Here is a 20,959-nt window from a genome sequence, read left to right as displayed (position 1 = left end):
TGTCCTCCGGATGATGGGGGCCGGGGCCCGGAGGCCCCGGCCGGGGTGCATCAGAAGCCGTAGCCGTCGTTGTTGGCGATGTCAGCGTCGATGTCCTTGACCGCCTGGTCGAGGACGACCTTCACGTCCGCGCCGTTCATGATGTCCATGGCGGCGGTCTCGAAGGTGGTGGAGATCACCGCGTAGGCCGGGGTCTCGGGGCGCAGCACCGCGAACTGGGTGAGCTCGGTGAACGGCCGAAGCACGCCCTCCTCGCCGAAGTACTCGCTGAGCGCCGTGCCCTCCTCGGTGGCGGGGATGACGATCTGCTTGTCGGCGAACGCCGCAACGTACTCGGGGGCGAAGGAGAACTCGAGGTAGGCGCGGGCGCCGTCGAGGGCCGCGCCGGAGCACTCGGACGAGATGCCCCACTGCCACGAGCCGCCGCCGATCTTCGGGCCCTGGCCCAGGTCCGGCGGGGGCAGGATGACAAGGTCGTCGCCGACCGCCTCGATCGAGCCGAGCGCGTTCCACACGCCGGTGTAGCTCAGGCCCACCTCGTCGCGGTTGAACTCCTCGTTGCCGATGGTGCCGGTGTTGGAGGCAAGGCCCTCGGTGAACAGGCCCTGGAACCACTCGCCCCAGGCCACGGCCTCGGGCCCGTTGAGGGCGCCCTCGGCGGTGAGGAAGGTGGAGCGGTCGATCAGGTCGCCGCCGAAGCTCTGCAGCATCGGGGAGTACGCGTAGGGCCACCACTCGCCGGCGTCCTCGGCGCCGATGTCGAGCGGGGTGTCGTAGCCGGCGGCCTTGAGGGTGCGCAGGGCGCCGTCGAACTCGTCCTGGGTCCACGGCTGATCGATGGTGGCCACGCGGATGCCGTTGGCCTCCAGCACCGACTTGCGGGCGAAGATGGCCAGGGCCGCGTCCCAGTAGCCGGCGGAGTAGACCTCGTCGTCCCACATGCCGACGGCGGTGGGCAGCAGGGAGTCGGTGATCTCGGAGGAGATGCCGAGCGGCTGGATGTAGCCGGCCCACGCCCAGTTGGGGACGATGGGGCCGTCCATGTCGAGGAGGCAGGGGAGGTCGCCGGAGGTGGCGGCCGCGACGATCGCGTCGTTGTAGGCGCCCTGCGGGAACGACTCGGAGACCACCTCGTAGTCGTCCTGGGACTCGTTGAAGTCCGCCATGATCTGGTTGTAGACCTCGAGCTCGGCGGGGTTGCCGGCGGAGTGGGTCCAGAGGGTGACCTGCGTGGGGCCGTCGCCGTCGGTCCCGCCGTCGGTGCCGCCCTCGCCTGCCCGCCCGCAGGCCGAGAGTGCGAGTCCGGAGACGATGGCCATGACGGCGAGTGCTCGTCCTGTGCGCTTCATTGCGTGTCCTTCCAGTGCTGGCCGCCTGCTCTGGCGGGCCGTGATCCTGAGGTTTCCTAAATCGAATTAGGTGACTACACTATGCAAAGAGTTGGCGCCCCGTGTCAACCCCGCCGCAGCTTCCGTGATCATTTCGTGACCTTCGGCCGGGGATCGTGAGTTAGGGGCGTCGTCGAACTAAACCGAGTTACTACCCGTGAGGATGAACCGTGACCACTGGAGCTCACACCGACTACCACCTGCGGCCCGCCTCGGGCGGGTGGCTCAACGACCCCAACGGCATGACCAGGGTGGGTGACGTGTGGCACGTCTTCTACCAGCACAACCCTGCCGGGCCCTGGCACGAGGCGATCGCGTGGGGCCACGCCACCTCGCGCGACCTCGCCACCTGGACGCACCACCCCATCGCCTTCTCGCCCACGCCCGGGGGGCCTGATGAGTTCGGCTGCTGGTCCGGCTGCTTCGTGCCCGGCGGGGAGCACCCGACGGTGGCGTACTCCGCGATCGCCGACGCGTCGCACCGCAGCACCGTGTGCCTGCGGTACGGCTCAGACGACCTCCTCACCTGGGGAGACCCCGTCGTGGTGGCCGGCACGCCCGAGGCCGACGACATCGCGGTAATGCGCGACCCATTCGTCTTCGACGTGGGCGGCCGGCGCTGGGCCATCCTCGGCGCGGGGCTCCGCGACGGCTCGCCGGCCGTGCTGCTGTTCAACCGCGACCACGAGACGGCCTGGACCTACGAGGGGCTCTTCGCCACCTCGGCTGACCCGGCGTTCGCCGCCGCCGATCCGGCGGACATCTGGGAGTGCCCGCAGCTGGTCCGCGTCGACGGCCGCTGGGTGCTCATCCTGTCGCTGCAGCACCGGGGCGTGCTCGGTCGCGTCGTCGCGGTGGTGGGCGATGTCGAGCTGGTCGACGGCCTGCCCCGGTTCACCGGGGAGCGGCTGAACGTGCTCGACAACGGCAACGACTTCTACGCCCCCCAGGTCACCGAGGCGGACGGTCGCCCCCTGCTGCTCGGCTGGGTCAGGCAGGCCGACCAGGACCCCGCCGTCGCCGACCACGCGGGGTGCATGACGCTCCCCCGCCGGCTCTCCCTACGCGACGGGGTGGTCACGTCCGCCGTCGACCCGTGCGCCGCGGGGGCGTTGCTGCACGGTTCGCGGCCGTTCACCGGCACCTCGCTGGAGGGGCTGCACGCCTGGCTCGTCGTCGACGGACAGGGCGCAAACCTGGTCAACGACCGGTTCGGCACGGTTGCCGTCGGCTCGGGCGCGGAGATCTGGGTGGACGGGCCGGTGCTGGAGCTCTACCCGCGGGGCGGGGTGCCGTCGGTGTGGCGCGGCGACGCGGGCTGGCGCCTGGACGCGACCGACGGCGCGCGGGTGTCGATCAGCGAGGTGGCGCCGTCGACTCCCTGACCAGCAGCTCGCAGGGAAGGGCGCGTCGCGGCTCCTCCACCGGCCGGCCGACAGCGGCCGCCAGGGCCATCGACACCGCCTCGTCGCCCATCCGGGCGTGCGGCAGGGCGACGGTGGTCAACGGCGGGACCGTGAACTCGGCCATCTTCTCCTGATCGTCGAAGCCGACCAGGGACAGGTCGTCAGGCACCGAAAGCCCGAGCCGCGCGGCGGCCAGCAGTGCGCCGACGGCGGCGCGGTCGGTGATGGCGAACAGGGCCGTGGGCCGCTGGTCCGCGGGCCGGTCCAGGGCGGTCATCGCGGCGCGGTAGCCGTCGTCGATCTCCCAGCCGGACTCGACGGCGGTCGCGTCCACGCCCCGTCGACGGGCCGCCGCCAGGAAGGCGTCTCGCCGGAGGGGGCCGGAGATGTTGCCCTGATCGTCTCGGGGCCCGAGCGGGTCCCAGTTGCCGCTGAGCATCGAGACGCGGCGGTGGCCGAGGTCCGCGAGGTGCTCAAGTGCGTGGGTGGCCCCGGAGGCGTCGTCGGGGAAGATGCTGAGGGTCTCGTCGCGCTCGGTGGTGCAGTTGGCCAGCACCAGGGGCAGGTGCGTCTTCGGGGGCGCGGTCATGATGCGGAATCCCATGCTGGCATAGATGAGCGCGTCCACCTGGCGTCGCTCGAGCTCGTGGATGGCCGTGGTCTCACGGTCGTCCCTGGAGTGCAGATCCATCACCAGCATGACGTGCCCGTGTGCCTCGGCGCGCTCCGCCGCCGCGGCGAGGAGACGCCCACCGAACGGGGACGAGGCCACCGCGTCGGTGACGAGCCCAAGCGAGTGCGTGGTGTTGCTGCGCAGGGACCTGGCAGTGTGGTGCGGCTCGTATCCGAGCCGCTTGGCGGTCTCGAGGATGCGCTTGGTGGTCTCCGCGGAGATGTTGCCGCCCTCGCGCCCGTTGAGGACGAAGGAGACCGCCGTCGGGGACACCCCGGCCGCGGCCGCCACGTCGGCGGCGCGCACCCGTCGTCGCGGCTGACTTGCCATGCAGCCATTGGGCCAGCCGGGTCGCTGGGGTGTCAAGCGGCGGTCGCGTCAGGTGAGGGTGAGCGCCGCCACCGGCGCGCCGCGGAGGTGATCGGGGACCACTGCCACGCCGCGGTCCACGACCGCGGTCGACCCGTCTGCCCACACCGCCGTCGCAGGATCCGCCAGCTCCGGAGGCAGCTCGACGGCCCCGGCCGCCGGGTCCAGGACGTGCAGGTGGACCGCCCCCGCCGACGCCGTATAGACCCTGGGCACCCCGGCCTCCTCGCGGCAGCGGATCCACGGCCGGGTGCCGTAGACCGCATCACCGTTGACGCGCAGCCACGCGCCCAGCTCCTGCATCGCCGCACGCTGGAGGTCCGGAATGGAGCCGTCAGCCCGCGGACCGACGTTGATGAGCAGGTTGCCGTTCTTCGCCACGACGTCGACGAACATCCGGATCAGCGCGGCCCCGGACAGGCTGTGCCCCGCGTCCTCGGCCTGGTTGTAGCCGAAGGAGAAGCCGAGGCCCCGCGTCGACTCCCACACCTGGTCCTGGATGTCGGCGATGTAGCTGTACTCGCGGGTGAGGAAGCCGTGGTACGGCACACCCCAGCGGTCGTTGACGACGCCGTCGGGCACGGCCGCCAGGTAGCGGCCGAGCAGGGCCGCGACGGCGTGGTCCTGGCGGCCCTTGCCGCCGTCGGGCCACTCGATGTCGTTCCACAGGACCTCAGGCGCGAACCGCGCGATGAGTTCCTCCAGCTGGGCGGCGGAGTACCGGGAGAACAGCTCGTCGTTGCGGCGGAAGCGAAAGAGGTCGGTGTCGGACTCGATGGGCGGGAAGTCGCTGACGTGCCAGTCCAGGGCCCCGGAGAAGTAGACGCCGAAGCGGGCGCCGGCGCGGCGGGTGGCGTCATGGATCTCCGCGATGAGGTCTCGGCGCGGGCCGCGACGGACCGAGTTGAACCCGGTCGTCTGCGTGTCCCACAGGCAGAAACCCTCGTGGTGCTTGGTCGTGGGGATGATGTACCGGGCTCCGGCGTCCACGAGCTCGCTCACGAGCGTCTCCGCGTCGAACGCCTCGGCCCGCCACAGGTCCGCCAGATCCTCGTAGCTGGTGCCGGTGCCGTAGACCTCCTGGTGCCGCACCCATGTGGGGCTCCCGGGGATGCGGACCGTGTTGCCGTACCACTCGGCGTACTGATGGTGCGTGTAGGCGTCCTCGACGGGGATGGCCCGCTCGCCGTGCGCCGTGGCCCATGCGGGGACCGAGTAGAGGCCCCAGTGGATGAAGAACCCGAGCTTGGCGTCGCGGTACCAGTCAGGGACCCCGGCCACCGGGTAGACGGGGGCGTCGGCGCCGAGGTCAGGGCCGGTGCGTTTCTCGAAGTTCAGCATGGTCAGGGTCCTTGTCAGCGTCGGGTGACGACGGGGGTGAGGTCAGGATCGGGCACGGAGGTGTCGAAGGGGTAGACGCCGGGCGCGAGGCTCCGGTGGCCGAGGCGCAGCAGGTCCTGGTCGACCCCGCCCGGGGTGAGCGCCAGGGTCCAGCGGGCCGCCAGCTCGTGCAGTTCGGGCTCGAGGTAGCCGATCTTCACCACCACCACGTCCGCCTCCGTGGGCTCCAGCCCGAGCATGCGGAAGTCCGCCAGGTGATGGAACGGCTTGCGGCGTTCCGTGATGATCGCGTGGACGCTGCCGGCCCGGATCACCACCTGGGTGCCCGCGGTGGGATCACCGTCGGTGACGGAGAGCACTTCGCCCGTGAGCGCGACCGGGCCCCGCGGGCCTGGGTCGACGCGCCCGCCCACCTCGAGGGTCACCGTCGCGCCGGTGCCCGCCGCGACCGCCCGGGCGACAGCCTCGGCGTCGAAGATGGACGCGTGGATCACCACCCGTCCGGGCCCCTGCAGCTCGGGCCTTGCCAGCAACTCCCCGAGGGACCATGAGACGTCCCCGGCGCCGCCGGCGGTGGGGTTGTCGCCCGAGTCCGAGATGACGGCGGGGTGGCTGGCGCCGTCGGCCAGCGCCGCGTCGAGGGCCTCGGCGAAGGTCGCCGTCGGGCCGACGAAGGCGAAGTCGTCGCGGGCGTCCCAATAGCGTTGGGCCAGCCGCTGCGCCTCCGAGGCGATGAGACCCGGGTCGTCCCCCGTGACGACGACGGCCGCCTGGCAGCGCGGCTCGTCGGCCCAGGCATATCCCACCCAGAGCGCGGCGTCGACCACGCCCGGCAGCGCAGCCACGTCGGCCACGTCCGCGTAGATCCCGCGGGCCGGCTCGAGCCTCGTGCTCGTCTTCTCGCCGGGCAGCAGCAGCGGCACCTGCAGCCAGGCCTTCCATGGCCGGCGGGCGACGGGATCCGCGCCCGTCGAGGAGCGCAGCCGGGTGAGGAGCGTGTGCACCGCCCGCTCCTTGGTGTTGAGCCAGTCCTCGTGGGGCGCCATCCGGTAGCACGTGATCAGGTCGACGGCGTCGAGAAGTTGCCGCGACACGTTGCCGTGCAGGTCCATCGACGTCGCCACGAGGGTGTCGTCGCCCAGTGCCGCACGGACCGCGGTGGCGAGGTCGCCCTCCGCATCGCGCATGCCCACGACGCTCATGGCGCCGTGGATGTCGAGGAAGAAGGCGTCGAAAGGACCGTCTTCGGCGATACCGCTGAGGATCTCCTCCTTCATCCGGCGGTAGGTCTCGGGGCGCACTGCGCCGCCAGGGAGTGAGCGCCCATGGTGGAGCGGCACCCAGTCCGCGGCCTCTCGCAGGTCGCGCCCCGGGTCGAGGAACGGGTAGTAGGCAAGCAGGGCGGCGCCCGCGCGGAGGGTGAACGCCTCGTCGCCCGAGAGGTGCGGCGAGAACGTGCTGGACTCGATGGAGATGCCGGCTATGCCGATGCGAGGCCGGGCCAGGCCGCCCGGCCGCAGCGCGGGCAGGGGGCCCATCCAGATCTCGTGGGCCTCGGGCCTGGTCATGATGCGATCCTCGCCGCCGATGGGAGGTGGAGACGGGCGGCCGCGACGGCGCCCAGCGCCACGGCGTCGCCCCCGAGCATCGCCGGCCGGATGTGCAGGGCGATGCCTGAGACGGGTGAGTCCGTGGCGAGTGCCTCGGTGATCGCCGGCTCCAGGAGGTCCCAGGCAAGCGCCACTCCCCCGCCGACGATGACGGTGGTGAGGTCGAGGAGGCCGGCGGCGGTGGCTCCGGCGAGGGCGACCGCACGCCCTGCGTCGGCGTAGACGCAACGGGCGTCGTCGTCACCGGCCCGCGCCAGTTCGGCCACCGCTTGCGCGTCCAGGCCTGCTGTACCGGTGCGTTGCGCATAGCGCAGCCCGATGGAGCGACCGGAGGCCACCGTCTCGAGGTGCCCCGTCTGGCCGCACGTGCACACGTCGGTGCTGTAGCCGGGCGTGTGGCCGATCTCGCCGGCCGCGCCGTGGGGACCGTGCCTCAGCTCGCCGTCGAGCACCACGGCGCCGCCGACGCCCGTGCCCAGCATCAGGCCCAGCACGTCACGGCCGCCGGCGCCCCAGGACACCTCGCCCTGGAGGAAGGCGTTGACGTCGTTCTCGATCCTGACCGGGACCGCCAGCCTCGCAGCGAGTTCGTCGGCGAGGGGGAACCCGGCCCAGCCGGCGAAGAGCCCGGAGGCGGCCCGGACGACACCGCGCTCCGAGTCGATCACCCCGGCCGCACCCACTCCCGCGGCTACGAGCGGTTCGCCCGCCCCAGAAGCGAGGCCCAGGACCAGCCCGGCGGCCGCGTCGGCCATCGCCGGTCCGCCATCGAGGGCCGGTGCGGCCACCACCCCCCGGGCGCGGATCCGGCCGTCGTCGTCGACGAGGAGGGCGGAGATCTTCGTCCCCCCGATGTCGATTCCTGCGATCAGCCCCATGTCAGCGCCCCCCGAGACCGGCCATGGCGATGCCCTTGACCAGGTGCTTCTGCAGGATGACGACCAGCAGCGTCGTCGGGATCATCGAGATGATGGCGGCAGCCATCTGCAGGTCCCACCTGGTGCCGGTGAGGCCCGAGAAGCTCGCCAACCCGATCGGCAGCGTGCCCTTGGCCTGATAGTCGACGGTGACGATGAGCGGCCAGAGGTACGCGTTCCAGAAGCTGAGGAAGGTGAAGACGCTGAGCACCGCGATCGCCGACTTGGACAGCGGCAGAAGGATCAGCACGAAGGTGCGGATGGGGCCGGCGCCGTCGACGCGGGCCGCCTCCTCCAGCTCGTAGGGGATCCCGCGGAAGAACTGGCGCATCAGGAACGTGCCGAACGCGCCGAACGCGAACGGGAAGATCAGGGCCTTGAAGGTGTCGACCCACGAGAACCACTGCATGACCTGGAACATGGGGATGACCAGGACCTCCGCGGGCACCATGAGGGTGGCGAGGAACGCGATGAAGACCAGGTCGCGGCCCCTCCAGCGGAGCCGCCCGAACGCATACCCCGCGGTGGTGGAGACGATGAGGACCACCAGGGTGCCCGCGACGGCCACGAAGAGCGAGTTGCGGATGTAGGTCCAGAAGGGGCCGAAGGCGAACACCTCTGCGAAGTTGCTCCACCGCACCTCGGAGCCGATCAGCCGCGGGGGCATGGCGAGCATCTCGCCGTTGGGCTTGAGCGCGGAGAAGAACGCGTAGATGAGCGGCAGCATGAACAGCAGCGCGGCGACGTAGACGGTGACGTGGGCCAGCACGAGCCGGACGCGCTCTCCGCGGCCCATGAGGGCACGGCCGGCGACCCGGTCCTCGGGTGGGGTGTGGGACTCAGTGCTCATAGTGCACCCATCGGTTCTGGGCCTTGAACTGGATGGCGGTGATGCCGATGATCAGCGCGAACAGGATCCACGCCCCCGCCGCAGCGAGCCCGAGGTCCTGGAACTTGAAGCCCTGGTTGTAGATCCACATCACCAGCGGCATGGTGGCATTGCCCGGGCCACCCCCCGTCAGGAGCTGGGGCTGCACGAACACCTGGAGTGCCGTGATCATGGTCATGATCGTGGCGAAGAAGATGGCTGGGGAGATCATCGGCAGGACGACGCCCCACGTGAGCCGCCACCCCTGGGCGCCATCGATCAGGGCCGCCTCGATGGCCGAGTCGGGCAGCTGTTCGAGGGCGGCCGAGAATATCAGCATGTTGTAGCCCAGTCCCTGCCAGACGCTCATGACGACGACCATGATCATCGCCCAGCTCTTGTCGGCGAGGAAGTTGGGCAGTTCGACGCCGAACCAGCTGACCGCGATGCCGTTGAAGAGCCCCTGCGGCTGGAGCAGCATCTTCCACACCAGGACGTTGGCCACCATCGGCGTCACCACGGGGATGAAGAACAGCACCCGGAGCGCGCCACGTCCGCGGATCCTCGGGCCCAGTCCAAGAGCCAGCGCGAGGGACAGGATGATGTTGGTCGGAACGTAGAGCAGCGTGAACACCAGCGAGTTCCGAAGCGCCGGCAGGAAGTTCGGGTCCTCGAACAGGCGCGGGAAGTTGGCGCCGCCGTTGAACGTCCGCTCGCCGAAGGTCGGCCAGTCGAAGAAACTCATCACCACGGACAGTGTCACCGGGACGACGGTGAACAGGGCCAGGCCCACCAGGGCCGGGGTTGCGAACCCCAGCGCCTGGCGGGCCTCCATCCTGGCGAGAGCACTACGTCGACGTTGTGTCGCGTGGGTGGTCATCGCTGTCTTTCTCGTTCGATGCTCGTGGGCCGTCAGTTCTCGAACTGCTGCTGAGCGGTCTCGAGGACGGTCTTCATGTCCTGCTGACCGTTGTAGATCGCGACGAGTTCCGGGGTGACGTAGCTGCTGACCTTGGCCCAGTTGTCGCTGACGTACTGCCCCTCGACCTGGGAGAAGGCGGCCTCGAAGACGGCCTTGACCTGGTCACGGTAGGCCTCGTCGAGGGACTCGAAGTAGAGCGGTTGGCTCTCGGCGCGGGCCGGGTAGCTGCGACCGGAGGAGGCGATGCCGTCCTGGGCATCCTTGCTCAGCAGGGAGCCGAGGACCTTGAGAGCCGCCTCCTTGTTCTCGCAGGTCTCGGCAATGCCATAGCCGGAGCCCAGGATGAGGCTCAGGTTGCCGTTGTCACCCTTGGGCAGCGGCACGAGGCCGGCCTTGAAGCCCGCGTCATTGGTCAGGTAGCCGACGGCGTTCCAGGTACCGTCCACGGCCATCGCGGCGTTCTCGCCGGTGAACTGGTTCTCGCCCCAGCCGATGTCGGAGGCCGAGCCGGCGGGCGCCGCGACCTTGAGGTCGGTGACCAGGCCCGCGTACCACTCCGCCGCCTCGACGAATGCCGGGTCCGAGATGCGCAGCTCGCCCTCCTGGGAGACCGGCTGCTGGCCGGCGCGGGCGATCGGAAGAGCCTGCCACTGGAAGTCGCCCATGCCGATGCCGAAGCCGTACTTGCCGCCCGTCGTGGCAGCCTTGGCGATGGCCTCGAAGTCCTCGAAGGTCCAGTCGACCTGCGGGATGTCGGCGCCCGCGGCCGTGAGCATGTCCTCGTTGTAGTAGGCCAGCATCGTGGCCACGTCGAACGGCAGCCCGTAGAGCTCACCCTTGTTCTTGAGGATCTCGGTGGCGCCGGGTGCGAAGTCGTCCTCGGAGAGGCCCGCGGTGGCGAGGTCCTCGTCGGTGAGGGAGACGAAGCCCTCGGTGTAGCTGGCGAGCTGGCCGCTGTTCATGCCGGTGACGCAGGCCATGTTGCCGGAGGCCATGTTGGTGGTGAGCTTGGTGAAGAAGTCGCCCCACGGTGCGGTGCGCAGCTCGATGTCGATGTCCGGGTTCGCCGCCTTGGCGACGTCGATCTGGGCGTCGAGCGCGGCGATGTCGTCCTCACTGCCGGCCCACATGTCCACGACGATGCTGGCCCTCTCGTCGCCGGTCCCCGTGTTGGAACTGCCGGAGGGAGTAGAGGCGCTGCTGCCGCCGCACGCGGTCAGGATGAGAGCGGTGCTGGCGGCGAGGGCCAGGGCACTCAGGCGAACTTTCTTCATTGAGGTCCTCCATCTGGGATAGTTATTGCGCGGATCGCAGTAACTTACTAAGCTTTGATGCGCCTCATCCTGGCACATCCTGCGTTACTTGACCAGCACGCTGCGGATCGTGACCAATCTGTGACCTTCGGCGGCGCCGGTCACCGGAGGCCATAAGCTGCGCTTACTTCGAGATCGAAGGAACACCATGGAGACCAGACACGACGACGACCCCTATGCGAGGCGCATTCTCGAGCTGATCGCGCGCGGGGATGCGACGTCGCGCAGCCAACTCGCCGAAGTGCTCGGCATCGCCGCGTCCACCGTCGGCGTCAAGGTCCAACGGCTGATCGACGCCGGCCTCCTCAGCGAGGACGGGACGGCCACGTCACGCGGGGGCCGCCCGGCCCGCGGCCTCCGCGTCAACGATGACGGCGGTGACATCCTCACCGTCGACCTGGGCGGGGGGCACGCGCGGATCGGTCGGCACGCCGTCAGCGGGGCCCTGCTCGCGACGCTCTCGATCGCCGTCGACCTCACTGACGGCCCGCGGGCCACCATGGACGCGGTATCGGCGGCCCTGGCCAAGATCGCGGACGGCGGCGCAGTCCGCGCCGTGGGGGTGAGTCTGCCGGGGCCTGTGGACCTCGCCACGGGCTCGGTCGAACTGCCTTCGCGGATGCCTGGGTGGCCGGGGTTCCGGGTCGGGGAGGCGCTGGCCGAGCAGTTCGGGGTTCCGGTGGCCGTCGACAACGACGCCAACCTCGCCGCACTCGGGGAGCACTCCGTCCGCTTCGGCTCCACCCACCACAGCATCACCGTGAAGGCGGGCACGGCGATCGGCAGCGGGATCGTCGTGGACGGGCGTCTCCACAGGGGCGCGACCTTCGCCGCCGGGGACATCTCGCACACCCGGATCGACCGGGCCAACGACGTGCCGTGCAGCTGCGGCAACATCGGCTGCCTCGAGACGGTCGCCAGCGGCGCGGGGCTGGTGCGCCAACTCCGCGAGCAGGGCGTAGACGTCTCCACCACCGCCGACGTGCTGGCATTGGCCAGGGATGCCGACCCGGCGGCCTCGAGAGTGGTGCGGAGGGCCGGTCACCGGCTGGGCGAGGTGCTTTCCGGGGTGGTGAACTTCTTCAACCCGCACGCTGTGTTCCTGACCGGGTCACTGAGTTCCTCGGAGCCGTTCATCGCGGCGGTGCGCAGCCGCGTCTATGAGGGCTGCCACCCGCTGGTGACGCGGGACCTGCGGATCGAGGCGGCGCAGACCGGCGCGGACGCCATTCTCTTCGGCGCCGCACGAATGGTCCTGGACACGCTGCCTTTCACCACGCCGACGGCGCGCTGAGGGCTCCCCTCCAGGGGGCGCGCGGTCAGGCGGCCGCGACCCTGTCCAGCGCGGCCTTGAGCGCCTCACGTACCTCCTGGGCCACGGGTTCCATCTCGGGGTTCTCGGTGAGGGTCACCATGGTCTCCGGGTCGATGGTCTCCACGACGGTGACGCCGGCCTGGTGCCGCACCACCACGTTGCACGGCAGCAGCAGGCCGAGCGAGGGCTCCACCTGCAGCCCCCGGTAGGCGAAGCGGGGGTTGCAGGCCCCGAGGATGATCTGGTCCTCGATGTCGACGTCGATCTTGTTCTTCAGCGTGGCCTTGAGGTTGATCTCGGTGAGGATCCCGAAGCCGCTCTCGGCGAGCGACTCCTTGATCATGGCCAGCGCCTCGTCGAAGGGGCGCTCCAGGTCGATGCGCAGTGCATAGTTCATGTCTGACCTCCTGGCTCGATCATGCCCGCCGCGGGCCGGCCTGGGGCGCTAACCGGGCAAAGGCGTTCACTCGGCGGGGGGCCGCAGGGCCGCGGCGACGGCAACCGCCGCTCCCACCACGGCCAGCGCCCCCGTCACCACCCACCACAGGCCCAGGGTGGCCGGCGGCAGGCCGGTCACCGCGAGGACGGCCGCCCCCGCCGCGACACTCACCGCGGCGAACCCCACCACCGCCCGCGACATCTGCGCCCCGGCGCGCCCCGTGATCACCGCGTACGACGGCGCCGCGGCGGCGAAGGCCGAGGTGAGGTGGAAGACGGCCACCAGCGCGGCCACCGCTAGCCACTGCCACCACTGGCCGGCTGCTCCCCCGGCCAGCCACCACACGGCGACGACGACGGCGTGGAACAGGCCCGCGGAGGAGTCCGGCCGCACGGTCGAGGCTGCCGCCAGGAGCACGGCGGTGACCAGCAGCGCCGTCGAGATCACCACCGGGAACCACGCCTCGCACAGCGCGGCCGCGCCGACCCCGGAGCCGAGGACGACGAGCCGCAGCAACCACTGCTGCCCACTGGTGATCCGCAGGGTGTAGATCCACCCGGCGACCAGTTCCGCGAGATCCCTCATCTGCCCAGCACCCGCCTCGGGGCCGAGCGCGCGGCCTCCATCGAGAGCAGCACGCTGGCCAGGCTGCCCGTCCCCCGCCACGGGGTGACGGGGATGCCGATGCTGCGGAGCCGGGCGACGGCGTCGTCGCGCTCCATCCGGCGGATCATCCAGGCCTCGCCGAGGAAGGTGTCTCGCCGGAAGGACGCGATGTCCTCGAACCGGCCGACGCCGTCGGGCAGGGTGTCCACGCCGATCACCTCGGCGCCCAGCCGTCGGAGCCGCACCAGCTCGTCCTGGGCCTCGCGCTCCAGCAGCGGCGAGCAGAAGAACACCAGCATGCCGCTGGTCACCGTCGCGACGGGGCGGAGCATGTCCCAGTCGGGCACGCTGCGGTTGGCCCGCGACAGCACCTGAAGGACGACGCGCGCCTGTCGCGGCCCGGTGCCGGAGCGCACGTGGCCGATGCGGCGCCCCAGGTCGTGGATGGCGACGCGGTCCCCGAAGCCCACGTAGTGCCGGGAGATGGCGGCGATGGCCCGCACCGTCGCGTCCAGGCTGGTGGGCGCCGTCGGGTCAGCGGGCGCGATGTCCAGCAGCGTGTCGGCGACGATGAGGACGTCGGTGTCGCGCTCGGTCAGCGTGGAGTTGACGTGCAGCTGCCCCAACCGCGACGTGACCCGCCAGTTGATGCGGCGCAGCCGGTCCCCCGGGCGGAACTCGCGGACGTCGGCCAGGTCGCCGCCGTCGCCTCGGTGCCGCGAGCGGTGCATGCCCACCAGGCCGATCGGGTGCGAGACGCCGCTGCCGCCCTCGAGGGTGGTCGACGCGGGCCGCACGGTCACCGTGACGCGGGGCGTCCTCGACGACGCCTGCCAGCTGCCGCTGGGGTCGCGCACGGCCGCCACCCCAGGGCCCACGTCATAGCGCCCCCATCGCTCAGGCTGCACCGCCACCCGCACGCCGTCGGGGGCGGCGATGTCCAGCACCGTGCCGGTGTCCGGCTCCAGCGCGATGCCCGGCCGCACCGGCCACTGGGCTGCGACAAGGCCTGATGGCCACCCGTCGGCGACACTGACCACCAGCGGCACCGACTCCCCCTCGGGGATCACCACTGCCTTCGGCCGTGCCTCCACCCGGGGCGCGACCCGCAGTCGGCCCGCGAACGCCCACGCGAGGTGGACGGCGAACGGCGCCATCAGCACCGCCAGGTCGCCGCGCTGCGCGACGACCGCCAGCACCCCCAGCGCGGCGGCGGCCAGCACGGACCGCAGCAGCGCCGGGGTGTGGGTGAGGTCCATCACGCGGCCTCCGCGTCGGGCACCGGGACGTGCTCGAGGACCGCCTCGACGATGGTCTCCGGCGCCACGTTGTTGAGCCACAGCTCCGGCCGGATCACGATCCGGTGGGCCAGCGCCGGGATGGCCAGGCGCTTGACGTCCTCGGGGATGACGAAGTCGCGGCCCTCGATCAGCGCCAGGGCCCGCGAGCACAGCAGCAGCGCCAGCGAGCCACGCGGCGACGCCCCCACGAGGGTGTCCTGGTGCTCGCGGGTGGCCCGCACCAGGTCGATGGCGTAGCGGCCCACCGATTCGGCCACGTGGATGCCCTCCACGCACTCCTGGACGGCCAGGAGCCCGTCGGGGTCGAGGACCGCCCCGATGCTGGTCTCCTCGCGACGCCGGTCCATGCGCCGGGTCAACACGTCCCACTCCTCGTCGAGCGACGGGTACCCGAAGGCCAGCCGCAGCAGGAACCGGTCCAGCTGCGCCTCGGGCAGCGGGTAGGTGCCCTCGTGCTCGATGGGGTTGGCGGTGGCCAGCACATGGAAGGGCCGGGGCAGCACGAAGGTGTGCCCCTCGACGGTGACCTGCCGCTCCTGCATGGCCTCCAGCAGCGCGGACTGCGTCTTGGGCGGGGTGCGGTTGATCTCGTCGGCCAGCAGGAGACCGGTGAAGATGGGGCCCTCGCGGAAGCTGAACTCGGCCTTGTTCTGGTCGAAGATGTAGGACCCGGTGAGGTCCGCGGGCAGCAGGTCCGGGGTGAACTGGGCCCGGGTGAACTCCAGGCCCAGCGCCTGGGCGAGCGAGCGCGCGGCGAGCGTCTTGCCCAGCCCGGGGAGGTCCTCCAGCAGCACGTGGCCGCCCGCCAGCACGCCGGCCAGCACCAGCGTCATCTGGTCCCGCTTGCCCACGAGGGCGGTGTCGACGGCGTCCAGCACCCGCTGGACGAGGGCGGTGGCCTGGGGCTGGGTGAGCGCGGTGCTCATAGCGAATCGATCTCCTTGAGGTGGGCGTGGAGGGTGCGGCGGTTGAGGGGCTGCGGGCGGTCGCCGTCGGCGCTGCGCAGGTAGGCGAGCAGCGCGGCCGAGAGGTGCGGCTGGGCGTCGGCCAGCGGGTCCGCGCCCGGCCCGGGGGCCGGGATCCGGCCCGAGTCGACGAGTCGGCGGACGGCCAGGCCGGACAGCTGGCGGGCGACCCGTCGGGCGTCGAACGCCTGCCCGGGCTGGGAGTGGACCAGCGTGGAGGCCAGCCGGCGGGTGCGCACGTCCGCCTGGAAGTGCGGGGAGCGGGTGTGCCAGGAGGGCTGCTGCCACTCCGGCCCCGCGTCGGGGCTGGTCAGGTGCGTGAAGACCCACGAGCCGCCCGCCAGCACCACGGCGGCCAGGAACGCGAGAAGGGGATCGACGCGGAGGCTCAGCACGTCGTCGAACGCCACGAGGAGCACCGCCGCGCCGATGAAGACCGTGAGGCGGACCGCCAGCCCCCACCAGGGCGTCACGACGGTGTCTTCCGCAGTTGGGCGGTGACCGCGTCGAGGGCGGCGATGGCGCGGTCGCGGTGGGCGTCGGTGAGGCGGTGGGTGGAGAACATGGCCTGGCGGTACAGCTCGGCGAGCTCGGAGATGGCGTCGGCATCCACCACGGCGTGGCCCAGCACCTCGGCGGTGAACTCGTGCGAGGTCTGGGTGGGCTTGCGCCAGATCCCGCTGGAGGCCGCCACCCGCTCCAGGCGCCGCCAGCACTCGACGATGGCGCCGCTGACCGGCACCCCCTGGCGCAGGGACTCGACGGTCTCGGTGAGGGCCTCAGCCAGCTCCTCGTCGTCGATCTCGGGGATCTCGGCCTCGCGGCCGGTCGGATCGGCGGCGTGGCGGCGGTCCGTGCGCACCAGCTCCGCGTTGAGGCGCACGAGGAACGCGACGATCAACGCGAGGACGGCGGCCGCGGCCAGGAGCTGCACCACGTCGTCGGCCCACTCGGGGAGCACCAGCGGCTCGGCGTCCGGCATCGGGAAGAGCGGGGACGGTGGGGGCCCCAGGGTGAAGGGCGGGGGCGAGGCGGGCGGTGGTGCCGCGGTGGGGGCGGGCCGGGGGATGATCTCGACCGCCGCCGGCCGTGGGCTGACCGCGCCCAGCGCGACGAGCACCAGCACCACGAGCGCGCCGGCCACGGCCAGCAGGAGTGTCCTGCCCGGCCGGGGCGTCGTCGGTGCGTCCACAAGCCTGGAGTCTACGTTTCCGTCCATTCCGGCACCGGGCGCCACGAGGGTCCCGGCCGGGCTCAACCCGTGGGCAGGGCCCGGGTGACCACCTTGCCGTTGCCGAACTCGACCCACTCGACGTCGCGGTGGCTGCGACCCTCCAGCACCGCGAGCAGGATCCGCAGCGTGTCGCCGTGGGAGACGACGGCGAGCTGGGCGTCGGGGGCGTGGGTGTCGCGGAGGTGGCCGAGGAAGGTGGTCAGGCGGGCGTGGACGTCCTGGACCGACTCTCCCCCGCCCCACCGCACCTCGCTGATGTGGAGGCCGTCGGGGACCGGCTCCTCCGTGAGGTCGTCGTAGGTGAGGCCCTCGAGGGAGCCCAGGGCCTGCTCCCGGAGGAGGGGCGTGGGGAGCACGGGGGCCTCCACGAGGGCCGCGATCGCCTCGGCCGTCTGCACCGCGCGGAGCTGGTCCGAGGTGACAACGGCGGTCAGTGCCGCGGCGGCGAGGGCGCGGGCGGCGCCGTCGGCCTGGGCGCGCCCGAGCTCGGTCAGCGGCACGTCCATCCGCTGGCCCTGGAGCCGCCGCTCCAGGTTCCACGTGGACTGCCCGTGCCGGACCAGGTGCAGGATCACGGGCCGAGTCTAGGGAGTGCCCATCGTCGTTTCTGGCCGGGTCTGACCGGCGAGAACCGACACTGGGGATCTACCAGCCGCGGCCCGTGGGCCCCGGCGACGGCTCGCTGGCGCCGTCGACGAAGGGCTGCGCGCCGCCGGGCCACGCCCTGGCGTCGCGGCCGGTGATCCAGCGGTAGCCGACGGTCAGGCGCGCGGACGCCCGCTCGATCCCCGCGACGTCCGGGCGCGCGTCGCTGCCCACCATCACCAGGTTGCCGAAGCGTTTTCCCTTGTGGACCACCGGTTCCATGCCGACGAGCAGGTGCGGCCAGCGCTCGGCCAGCCCGCCGGCGAGCCGCTTGCCCCACGCGAAGGGCGAGCGGTCCGTGACGTTGTAGACCACCACCGCCTCGTTGCGGGCCACGCGACGGAGCTCGTCGAGGCATCCGACGGTGGCGAGCTCCCCGGGCACCTGGGCGCCGTCGAAGGCGTCGACGATGATCACGTCCGCCCAGCCGTCGGGCATCTCGCGCAGGCCCGAGCGGCCGTCGGTGTCGCGGACCTTGATGCCGGAACGGGGAGGCAGGGGGATCTTGCGGCGCACCTCCTCGGTGAGGAGGGAGTCCGGCTCGCACACCACCTGCGCCGTGCCGGGGCGCCGCCACGCCAGCCAGCGCGGGATGGACATGCCGGCGCCGCCGAGGTGGACCACGCGGAGGCGCCGATCCTCCGGGGCGTCGAGGACGGTGTGGTCCAGCACCATGGCGATGTGCTGGACGTACTCGAAGGCCAGGAAGTCCGGCCGCGTCGGGTCCACCCAGGACTGCGACGTGGGCCCGAACCGCACCCAGAACGCGCCAGGGGTGTCGCGGTCAGGGATGAGGCGGTCCATCCGGCGAGCCTAGCGGCCGGTACCCCCGGCGCTGCCGCGGGAACGGTCCCCCAGTGCCGGTCACCGCGCGTGGAGCCGAACGGGGTGACCGGCACTGGCGGCTCGTTGCCGCGTAGACTCCCGCTCGCCATGAGCATCTCCCGCCGCATCCTCGCCCTTGCCGTCCCCGCGTTCGCGGCGCTGGTGGCGCAGCCGCTGATGATGCTCGCCGACACCTGGATCGTCGGCACGCTCGGCACCTTCCCCCTGGCAGGGCTGGGCATCGGCAGCGGGCTCCTCACCACGGTCACGGGCCTGATGATCTTCCTGGCCTACGGGTCGACGGCGGTGGTGGCCCGGCAGATCGGAGCGGGTCGTCGCTCCCACGGCATCGGTCTCGGGGTGCAGGCGATGTGGCTCGCGGGCCTCCTCGGCCTGGTCGTCGGGCTCCTGGTCTGGCTGGGCGCACCCTGGCTGGCCACCGCGCTCGGCGCCTCCGGCGACATCCACGCCCAGGCGGTTGCCTACCTGCGCTGGTCCATCCCCGGGCTCCCGGGCATGCTCGTCATGCTCGCCGCGACAGGCACGTTCCGCGGCCTCGCCGACGCCCGCACCCCGCTGGCGCTGTCCATCGGGAGCGCGGCGCTCAACCTCGGGCTCAACGTGGCCCTGGTGTTCGGCGCCGGCATGGAGATCGCGGGGGCGGCTCTCGGCACGGCGTTGGCCGAGGTGGCCCTCGGGACGACGGCCGCCGCGCTCGTCGCCGTGCACGCACGGCGTGCGGGGGCACGTCTCCGGCCCTCCTGGACGCAGATGATGGGCAGCCTCGCCGTCGGGGTGCCCCTGCTGCTGCGCACGGTGACGCTCAGGGTGGCGCTGCTCGTCACCACCTTCGTCGCGGCGGCGCAGGGGGCTGCCGGCCTGGCCGCGCACCACGTCGTCATGCAGGTCTGGGGCCTGATGGCCTACGCGCTGGACGCCCTGGCCATCGCCGGGCAGACGATCATCGGCACAGCACTGGGTGCCGGAGACGCCCGCGAGGCCCGCTCGTCGACCCGGCTCATGACGTGGTGGTCCGTGCTGGGAGGGGCGGCGATCGGCCTTGTGGCGGTGCTGCTGCGCCACCCCGTGGCCTCCTTCTTCGCCCCGGACGACGAGGTGCGCGCGCTGGTGGCGTGGCTGCTCGTGATCGTCGCGGCCACCCTGCCGCTCGCCGGCTACGTCTACCTGCTCGACGGGGTGCTGATCGGGGCGGGAGACGGACGCTACCTCGCGATCGCCGGCGTGGTCACCGTCGTGGTGTACGCGCCGGTGGCGCTCATCGCCCTGACCATGCCCGTGGGACAGCCGGGGCTGACGTGGCTGTGGGTGTCGTTCAGCGTGGTCTTCATGGGGGCGCGGGCCGTGACGCTGGGGCTCCGCGCCCGCGGCGACCGGTGGATGCGCCTCGGCGGCTGACGGCTCAGGCGCCGGCCCGGTCGGGCATCGCGACGGCCGTGGCCGCCCAGCTGGCCAGCAGCTGGAGCGCGTGCCCGGAGGGCGAGCCGGGCTCGGCGGCGTACACCGTCATCGACACACCGCCGGCGGCGCGCAGGTCCACCGTCTCGCAGGCCAGGTGGAGGCCGGTAACCCGACCCGTCCCTTGCGAAGGGTGCCCTGCTGGTACACGTCACAACAGGCCCTTTCCCAGCGCACTCGGACCCGGTTTCATGGGTGATGGGTGAGTGCGGGCATCGGTCCGCACCCCAGATCCATAGAGGAGAACACCATGCATGGAGTTGTGATGTACGGGCCGGGCGACGTCCGGGTCGAGGACCGCGAGCGCCCCGCCATCGTCAAGCCCACCGATGCCATCCTGCGCGTCACCGCATCCTGCATCTGCGGGTCGGACCTGTGGCCGTACCGCGGCATCGAGCACCAGGACGGCCCCACGCCGATGGGCCACGAGTACGTCGGCGTCGTCGAGGAGGTGGGCGCGGACGTCACCACCGTGAAGCCGGGCGACTTCGTCGTCGGCTCCTTCTTCGCCTCCGACAACACCTGCGAGATCTGCGCCTCCGGCTACCACACGCACTGCGTGCAGCGCGAGGCCGCAGCGTCGACCGGCGCCCAGTCCGAGTACCTGCGGGTGCCCCTGGCCGACGGCACCCTCGTGGCCACCCCCGGCATGCCCGACGCAGACCTCGTCCCCTCCCTCCTCGCCGCCTCCGACGTGCTGGGGACCGGATGGTTCGCTGCTGTCGCGGCCGAGGCCGGACCGGGCAAGACGGTCGCGGTGGTGGGCGACGGCGGCGTGGGGCTCCTGGGCATCCTCGCCGCCAGGCAGCTGGGCGCCGAGCGGATCATCGCCATGAGCCGCCACGCGGACCGGCAGGCGCTGGCCCGCGAGTTCGGCGCCACGGACATCGTCGAGGAGCGCGGCGACGAGGGCGTGGCCCGGATCAAGGAGTTGACCGGCGGGCTGGGCGCGCACTCCACCATCGAGGCGGTGGGCACGCAAGAGTCGATGATGCAGGCCATCCACGCCACCCGCGCCGGCGGGCACGTCGGATACGTGGGAGTCACGCACGAGGTGACGTTGCCCGGCCTGGAGCTGTTCTTCTCCGGCGTCCACCTGCACGGCGGCCCCGCCCCCGTGCGCCGCTTCCTGCCTGAGCTGATCGACCTGATCTGGCGGCGTGAGATCGATCCGGGCAAGGTGTTCGACCTGACGCTTCCGCTCGACCGCGCGGCCGAGGGCTACACCGCCATGGACGAGCGGACGGCCATCAAGGTGCTGCTGACCCCGCCCACCGCGGGCTGAGCATGGCGGCGGGAGACGGGCAAAGGAGTTGCGCCCCTGCAGCAGAATCCCCAAGGACGGT

General features: G+C 71.8%; 21 protein-coding genes. 4 read left to right on the top strand and 17 right to left on the bottom strand.

Going from position 1 to position 20,959, the window contains the following annotated elements; translation table 11 throughout:
• Nucleotides 1-50: 50 nt before the first annotated feature.
• Complete coding sequence (locus ACZK5D_RS12470) at nt 51-1,349, bottom strand: sugar ABC transporter substrate-binding protein (RefSeq protein ID WP_458996022.1); 1,299 nt, start codon at nt 1,347-1,349, stop codon at nt 51-53.
• A 209-nt stretch (nt 1,350-1,558) separates the two neighbouring features.
• Here ACZK5D_RS12470 and ACZK5D_RS12465 point away from each other — a divergent pair, with 209 nt between their 5' ends.
• Nucleotides 1,559-2,773 (top strand): glycoside hydrolase family 32 protein, encoded by a 1,215-nt coding sequence (locus tag ACZK5D_RS12465; RefSeq protein ID WP_458996021.1) that lies wholly within the window; start codon nt 1,559-1,561, stop codon nt 2,771-2,773.
• On the opposite strand, the gene ACZK5D_RS12460 is transcribed toward ACZK5D_RS12465, so the two are convergent.
• From ACZK5D_RS12460 to ACZK5D_RS12430, 7 genes are read right to left on the bottom strand one after another with little or no spacing between them, the layout of a single operon-like run.
• Nucleotides 2,745-3,797, bottom strand: coding sequence for a LacI family DNA-binding transcriptional regulator (locus tag ACZK5D_RS12460; RefSeq protein WP_458996020.1), 1,053 nt, complete (start codon nt 3,795-3,797; stop codon nt 2,745-2,747). The two genes, ACZK5D_RS12465 and ACZK5D_RS12460, sit on opposite strands and share 29 nt — an antisense overlap.
• Nucleotides 3,798-3,845: 48 nt before the next feature.
• Nucleotides 3,846-5,177 (bottom strand): alpha-L-fucosidase, encoded by a 1,332-nt coding sequence (locus ACZK5D_RS12455; protein ID WP_458996019.1) that lies wholly within the window; start codon nt 5,175-5,177, stop codon nt 3,846-3,848.
• A gap of 14 nt (nt 5,178-5,191) precedes the next feature.
• The gene (locus ACZK5D_RS12450) at nt 5,192-6,745 is read right to left on the bottom strand and encodes a M81 family metallopeptidase (protein ID WP_458996018.1); all 1,554 of its coding nucleotides are present in this window, start codon (nt 6,743-6,745) and stop codon (nt 5,192-5,194) included.
• Nucleotides 6,742-7,665 (bottom strand): ROK family protein, encoded by a 924-nt coding sequence (locus ACZK5D_RS12445; RefSeq protein WP_458996017.1) that lies wholly within the window; start codon nt 7,663-7,665, stop codon nt 6,742-6,744. The genes ACZK5D_RS12450 and ACZK5D_RS12445 overlap by 4 nt, the downstream gene beginning before the upstream one ends.
• Before the next feature lies 1 nt (nt 7,666).
• Nucleotides 7,667-8,554 (bottom strand): carbohydrate ABC transporter permease, encoded by an 888-nt coding sequence (locus tag ACZK5D_RS12440; protein ID WP_463665511.1) that lies wholly within the window; start codon nt 8,552-8,554, stop codon nt 7,667-7,669.
• Nucleotides 8,544-9,452, bottom strand: coding sequence for a carbohydrate ABC transporter permease (locus ACZK5D_RS12435; protein WP_458996015.1), 909 nt, complete (start codon nt 9,450-9,452; stop codon nt 8,544-8,546). Before ACZK5D_RS12435 ends, ACZK5D_RS12440 begins: the two co-directional genes overlap by 11 nt.
• 32 nt (nt 9,453-9,484) lie before the next feature.
• Nucleotides 9,485-10,768, bottom strand: a complete 1,284-nt coding sequence (locus ACZK5D_RS12430) for an ABC transporter substrate-binding protein (RefSeq protein WP_458996014.1) — start codon at nt 10,766-10,768, stop codon at nt 9,485-9,487.
• 187 nt (nt 10,769-10,955) lie between these two features.
• Here ACZK5D_RS12430 and ACZK5D_RS12425 point away from each other — a divergent pair, with 187 nt between their 5' ends.
• Entirely contained in the window at nt 10,956-12,101 is a 1,146-nt protein-coding gene (locus ACZK5D_RS12425; RefSeq protein WP_463665510.1) for an ROK family transcriptional regulator, read from the top strand.
• 25 nt (nt 12,102-12,126) lie between these two features.
• Here ACZK5D_RS12425 and ACZK5D_RS12420 read toward each other — a convergent pair whose 3' ends face one another.
• From ACZK5D_RS12420 to ACZK5D_RS12385, 8 genes are all read right to left on the bottom strand, one after another.
• Nucleotides 12,127-12,519 (bottom strand): DUF302 domain-containing protein, encoded by a 393-nt coding sequence (locus ACZK5D_RS12420; RefSeq protein WP_458996012.1) that lies wholly within the window; start codon nt 12,517-12,519, stop codon nt 12,127-12,129.
• A 66-nt stretch (nt 12,520-12,585) separates the two neighbouring features.
• Nucleotides 12,586-13,146: a hypothetical protein gene (locus tag ACZK5D_RS12415; protein WP_463665509.1), complete on the bottom strand. Its 561-nt coding sequence runs from the start codon at nt 13,144-13,146 to the stop codon at nt 12,586-12,588.
• Nucleotides 13,143-14,426, bottom strand: coding sequence for a DUF58 domain-containing protein (locus ACZK5D_RS12410; RefSeq protein WP_458996010.1), 1,284 nt, complete (start codon nt 14,424-14,426; stop codon nt 13,143-13,145). The genes ACZK5D_RS12415 and ACZK5D_RS12410 overlap by 4 nt, the downstream gene beginning before the upstream one ends.
• Nucleotides 14,426-15,394: an AAA family ATPase gene (locus ACZK5D_RS12405; RefSeq protein WP_463665508.1), complete on the bottom strand. Its 969-nt coding sequence runs from the start codon at nt 15,392-15,394 to the stop codon at nt 14,426-14,428. Before ACZK5D_RS12405 ends, ACZK5D_RS12410 begins: the two co-directional genes overlap by 1 nt.
• On the bottom strand, nt 15,391-15,906 hold the full coding sequence (locus ACZK5D_RS12400; RefSeq protein ID WP_463665507.1) for a hypothetical protein: 516 nt from the start codon (nt 15,904-15,906) through the stop codon (nt 15,391-15,393). Before ACZK5D_RS12400 ends, ACZK5D_RS12405 begins: the two co-directional genes overlap by 4 nt.
• On the bottom strand, nt 15,903-16,625 hold the full coding sequence (locus tag ACZK5D_RS12395) for a DUF4129 domain-containing protein (RefSeq protein ID WP_463665506.1): 723 nt from the start codon (nt 16,623-16,625) through the stop codon (nt 15,903-15,905). Before ACZK5D_RS12395 ends, ACZK5D_RS12400 begins: the two co-directional genes overlap by 4 nt.
• A gap of 62 nt (nt 16,626-16,687) precedes the next feature.
• The gene (locus tag ACZK5D_RS12390; RefSeq protein ID WP_463665505.1) at nt 16,688-17,242 is read right to left on the bottom strand and encodes a histidine phosphatase family protein; all 555 of its coding nucleotides are present in this window, start codon (nt 17,240-17,242) and stop codon (nt 16,688-16,690) included.
• Between the two features lie 70 nt (nt 17,243-17,312).
• Nucleotides 17,313-18,116: a spermidine synthase gene (locus ACZK5D_RS12385; protein ID WP_463665504.1), complete on the bottom strand. Its 804-nt coding sequence runs from the start codon at nt 18,114-18,116 to the stop codon at nt 17,313-17,315.
• Between the two features lie 129 nt (nt 18,117-18,245).
• Between ACZK5D_RS12385 and ACZK5D_RS12380 the strand changes: the two genes are divergently transcribed.
• Nucleotides 18,246-19,553: an MATE family efflux transporter gene (locus tag ACZK5D_RS12380; RefSeq protein ID WP_463665503.1), complete on the top strand. Its 1,308-nt coding sequence runs from the start codon at nt 18,246-18,248 to the stop codon at nt 19,551-19,553.
• Nucleotides 19,554-19,557: 4 nt separating this feature from the next.
• On the opposite strand, the gene ACZK5D_RS12375 is transcribed toward ACZK5D_RS12380, so the two are convergent.
• A complete protein-coding gene (locus ACZK5D_RS12375) occupies nt 19,558-19,695 on the bottom strand; it encodes a hypothetical protein (RefSeq protein WP_463665502.1) in 138 nt (45 codons plus the stop codon).
• Nucleotides 19,696-19,863: 168 nt separating this feature from the next.
• Here ACZK5D_RS12375 and ACZK5D_RS12370 point away from each other — a divergent pair, with 168 nt between their 5' ends.
• Nucleotides 19,864-20,898, top strand: a complete 1,035-nt coding sequence (locus ACZK5D_RS12370) for a zinc-dependent alcohol dehydrogenase family protein (protein WP_463665501.1) — start codon at nt 19,864-19,866, stop codon at nt 20,896-20,898.
• Nucleotides 20,899-20,959 lie beyond the last annotated feature (61 nt).

The sequence above is a fragment of the Tessaracoccus yangjingae genome (genome assembly GCF_055326235.1).
The sequence above is the reverse complement of the archived record's forward strand: the minus strand, read 5'-3'. Positions and strand labels throughout refer to the sequence as shown.

Excerpts from the sequence above, each read along its gene's own strand:
- ACZK5D_RS12450 (WP_458996018.1), bottom strand. The coding sequence starts at position 6,745 with ATGACCAGGCCCGAGGCCCACGAGATCTGGATGGGCCCCCTGCCCGCG.
- ACZK5D_RS12435 (WP_458996015.1), bottom strand. The coding sequence starts at position 9,452 with ATGACCACCCACGCGACACAACGTCGACGTAGTGCTCTCGCCAGGATG.
- ACZK5D_RS12425 (WP_463665510.1), top strand. The coding sequence starts at position 10,956 with ATGGAGACCAGACACGACGACGACCCCTATGCGAGGCGCATTCTCGAG.
- ACZK5D_RS12410 (WP_458996010.1), bottom strand. The coding sequence starts at position 14,426 with ATGGACCTCACCCACACCCCGGCGCTGCTGCGGTCCGTGCTGGCCGCC.
- ACZK5D_RS12405 (WP_463665508.1), bottom strand. The coding sequence starts at position 15,394 with ATGAGCACCGCGCTCACCCAGCCCCAGGCCACCGCCCTCGTCCAGCGG.
- ACZK5D_RS12470 (WP_458996022.1), bottom strand. The coding sequence starts at position 1,349 with ATGAAGCGCACAGGACGAGCACTCGCCGTCATGGCCATCGTCTCCGGA.
- ACZK5D_RS12445 (WP_458996017.1), bottom strand. The coding sequence starts at position 7,665 with ATGGGGCTGATCGCAGGAATCGACATCGGGGGGACGAAGATCTCCGCC.
- ACZK5D_RS12380 (WP_463665503.1), top strand. The coding sequence starts at position 18,246 with ATGAGCATCTCCCGCCGCATCCTCGCCCTTGCCGTCCCCGCGTTCGCG.
- ACZK5D_RS12460 (WP_458996020.1), bottom strand. The coding sequence starts at position 3,797 with ATGGCAAGTCAGCCGCGACGACGGGTGCGCGCCGCCGACGTGGCGGCC.
- ACZK5D_RS12455 (WP_458996019.1), bottom strand. The coding sequence starts at position 5,177 with ATGCTGAACTTCGAGAAACGCACCGGCCCTGACCTCGGCGCCGACGCC.
- ACZK5D_RS12430 (WP_458996014.1), bottom strand. The coding sequence starts at position 10,768 with ATGAAGAAAGTTCGCCTGAGTGCCCTGGCCCTCGCCGCCAGCACCGCT.
- ACZK5D_RS12385 (WP_463665504.1), bottom strand. The coding sequence starts at position 18,116 with ATGGACCGCCTCATCCCTGACCGCGACACCCCTGGCGCGTTCTGGGTG.
- ACZK5D_RS12370 (WP_463665501.1), top strand. The coding sequence starts at position 19,864 with ATGCATGGAGTTGTGATGTACGGGCCGGGCGACGTCCGGGTCGAGGAC.
- ACZK5D_RS12415 (WP_463665509.1), bottom strand. The coding sequence starts at position 13,146 with ATGAGGGATCTCGCGGAACTGGTCGCCGGGTGGATCTACACCCTGCGG.
- ACZK5D_RS12440 (WP_463665511.1), bottom strand. The coding sequence starts at position 8,554 with ATGAGCACTGAGTCCCACACCCCACCCGAGGACCGGGTCGCCGGCCGT.
- ACZK5D_RS12420 (WP_458996012.1), bottom strand. The coding sequence starts at position 12,519 with ATGAACTATGCACTGCGCATCGACCTGGAGCGCCCCTTCGACGAGGCG.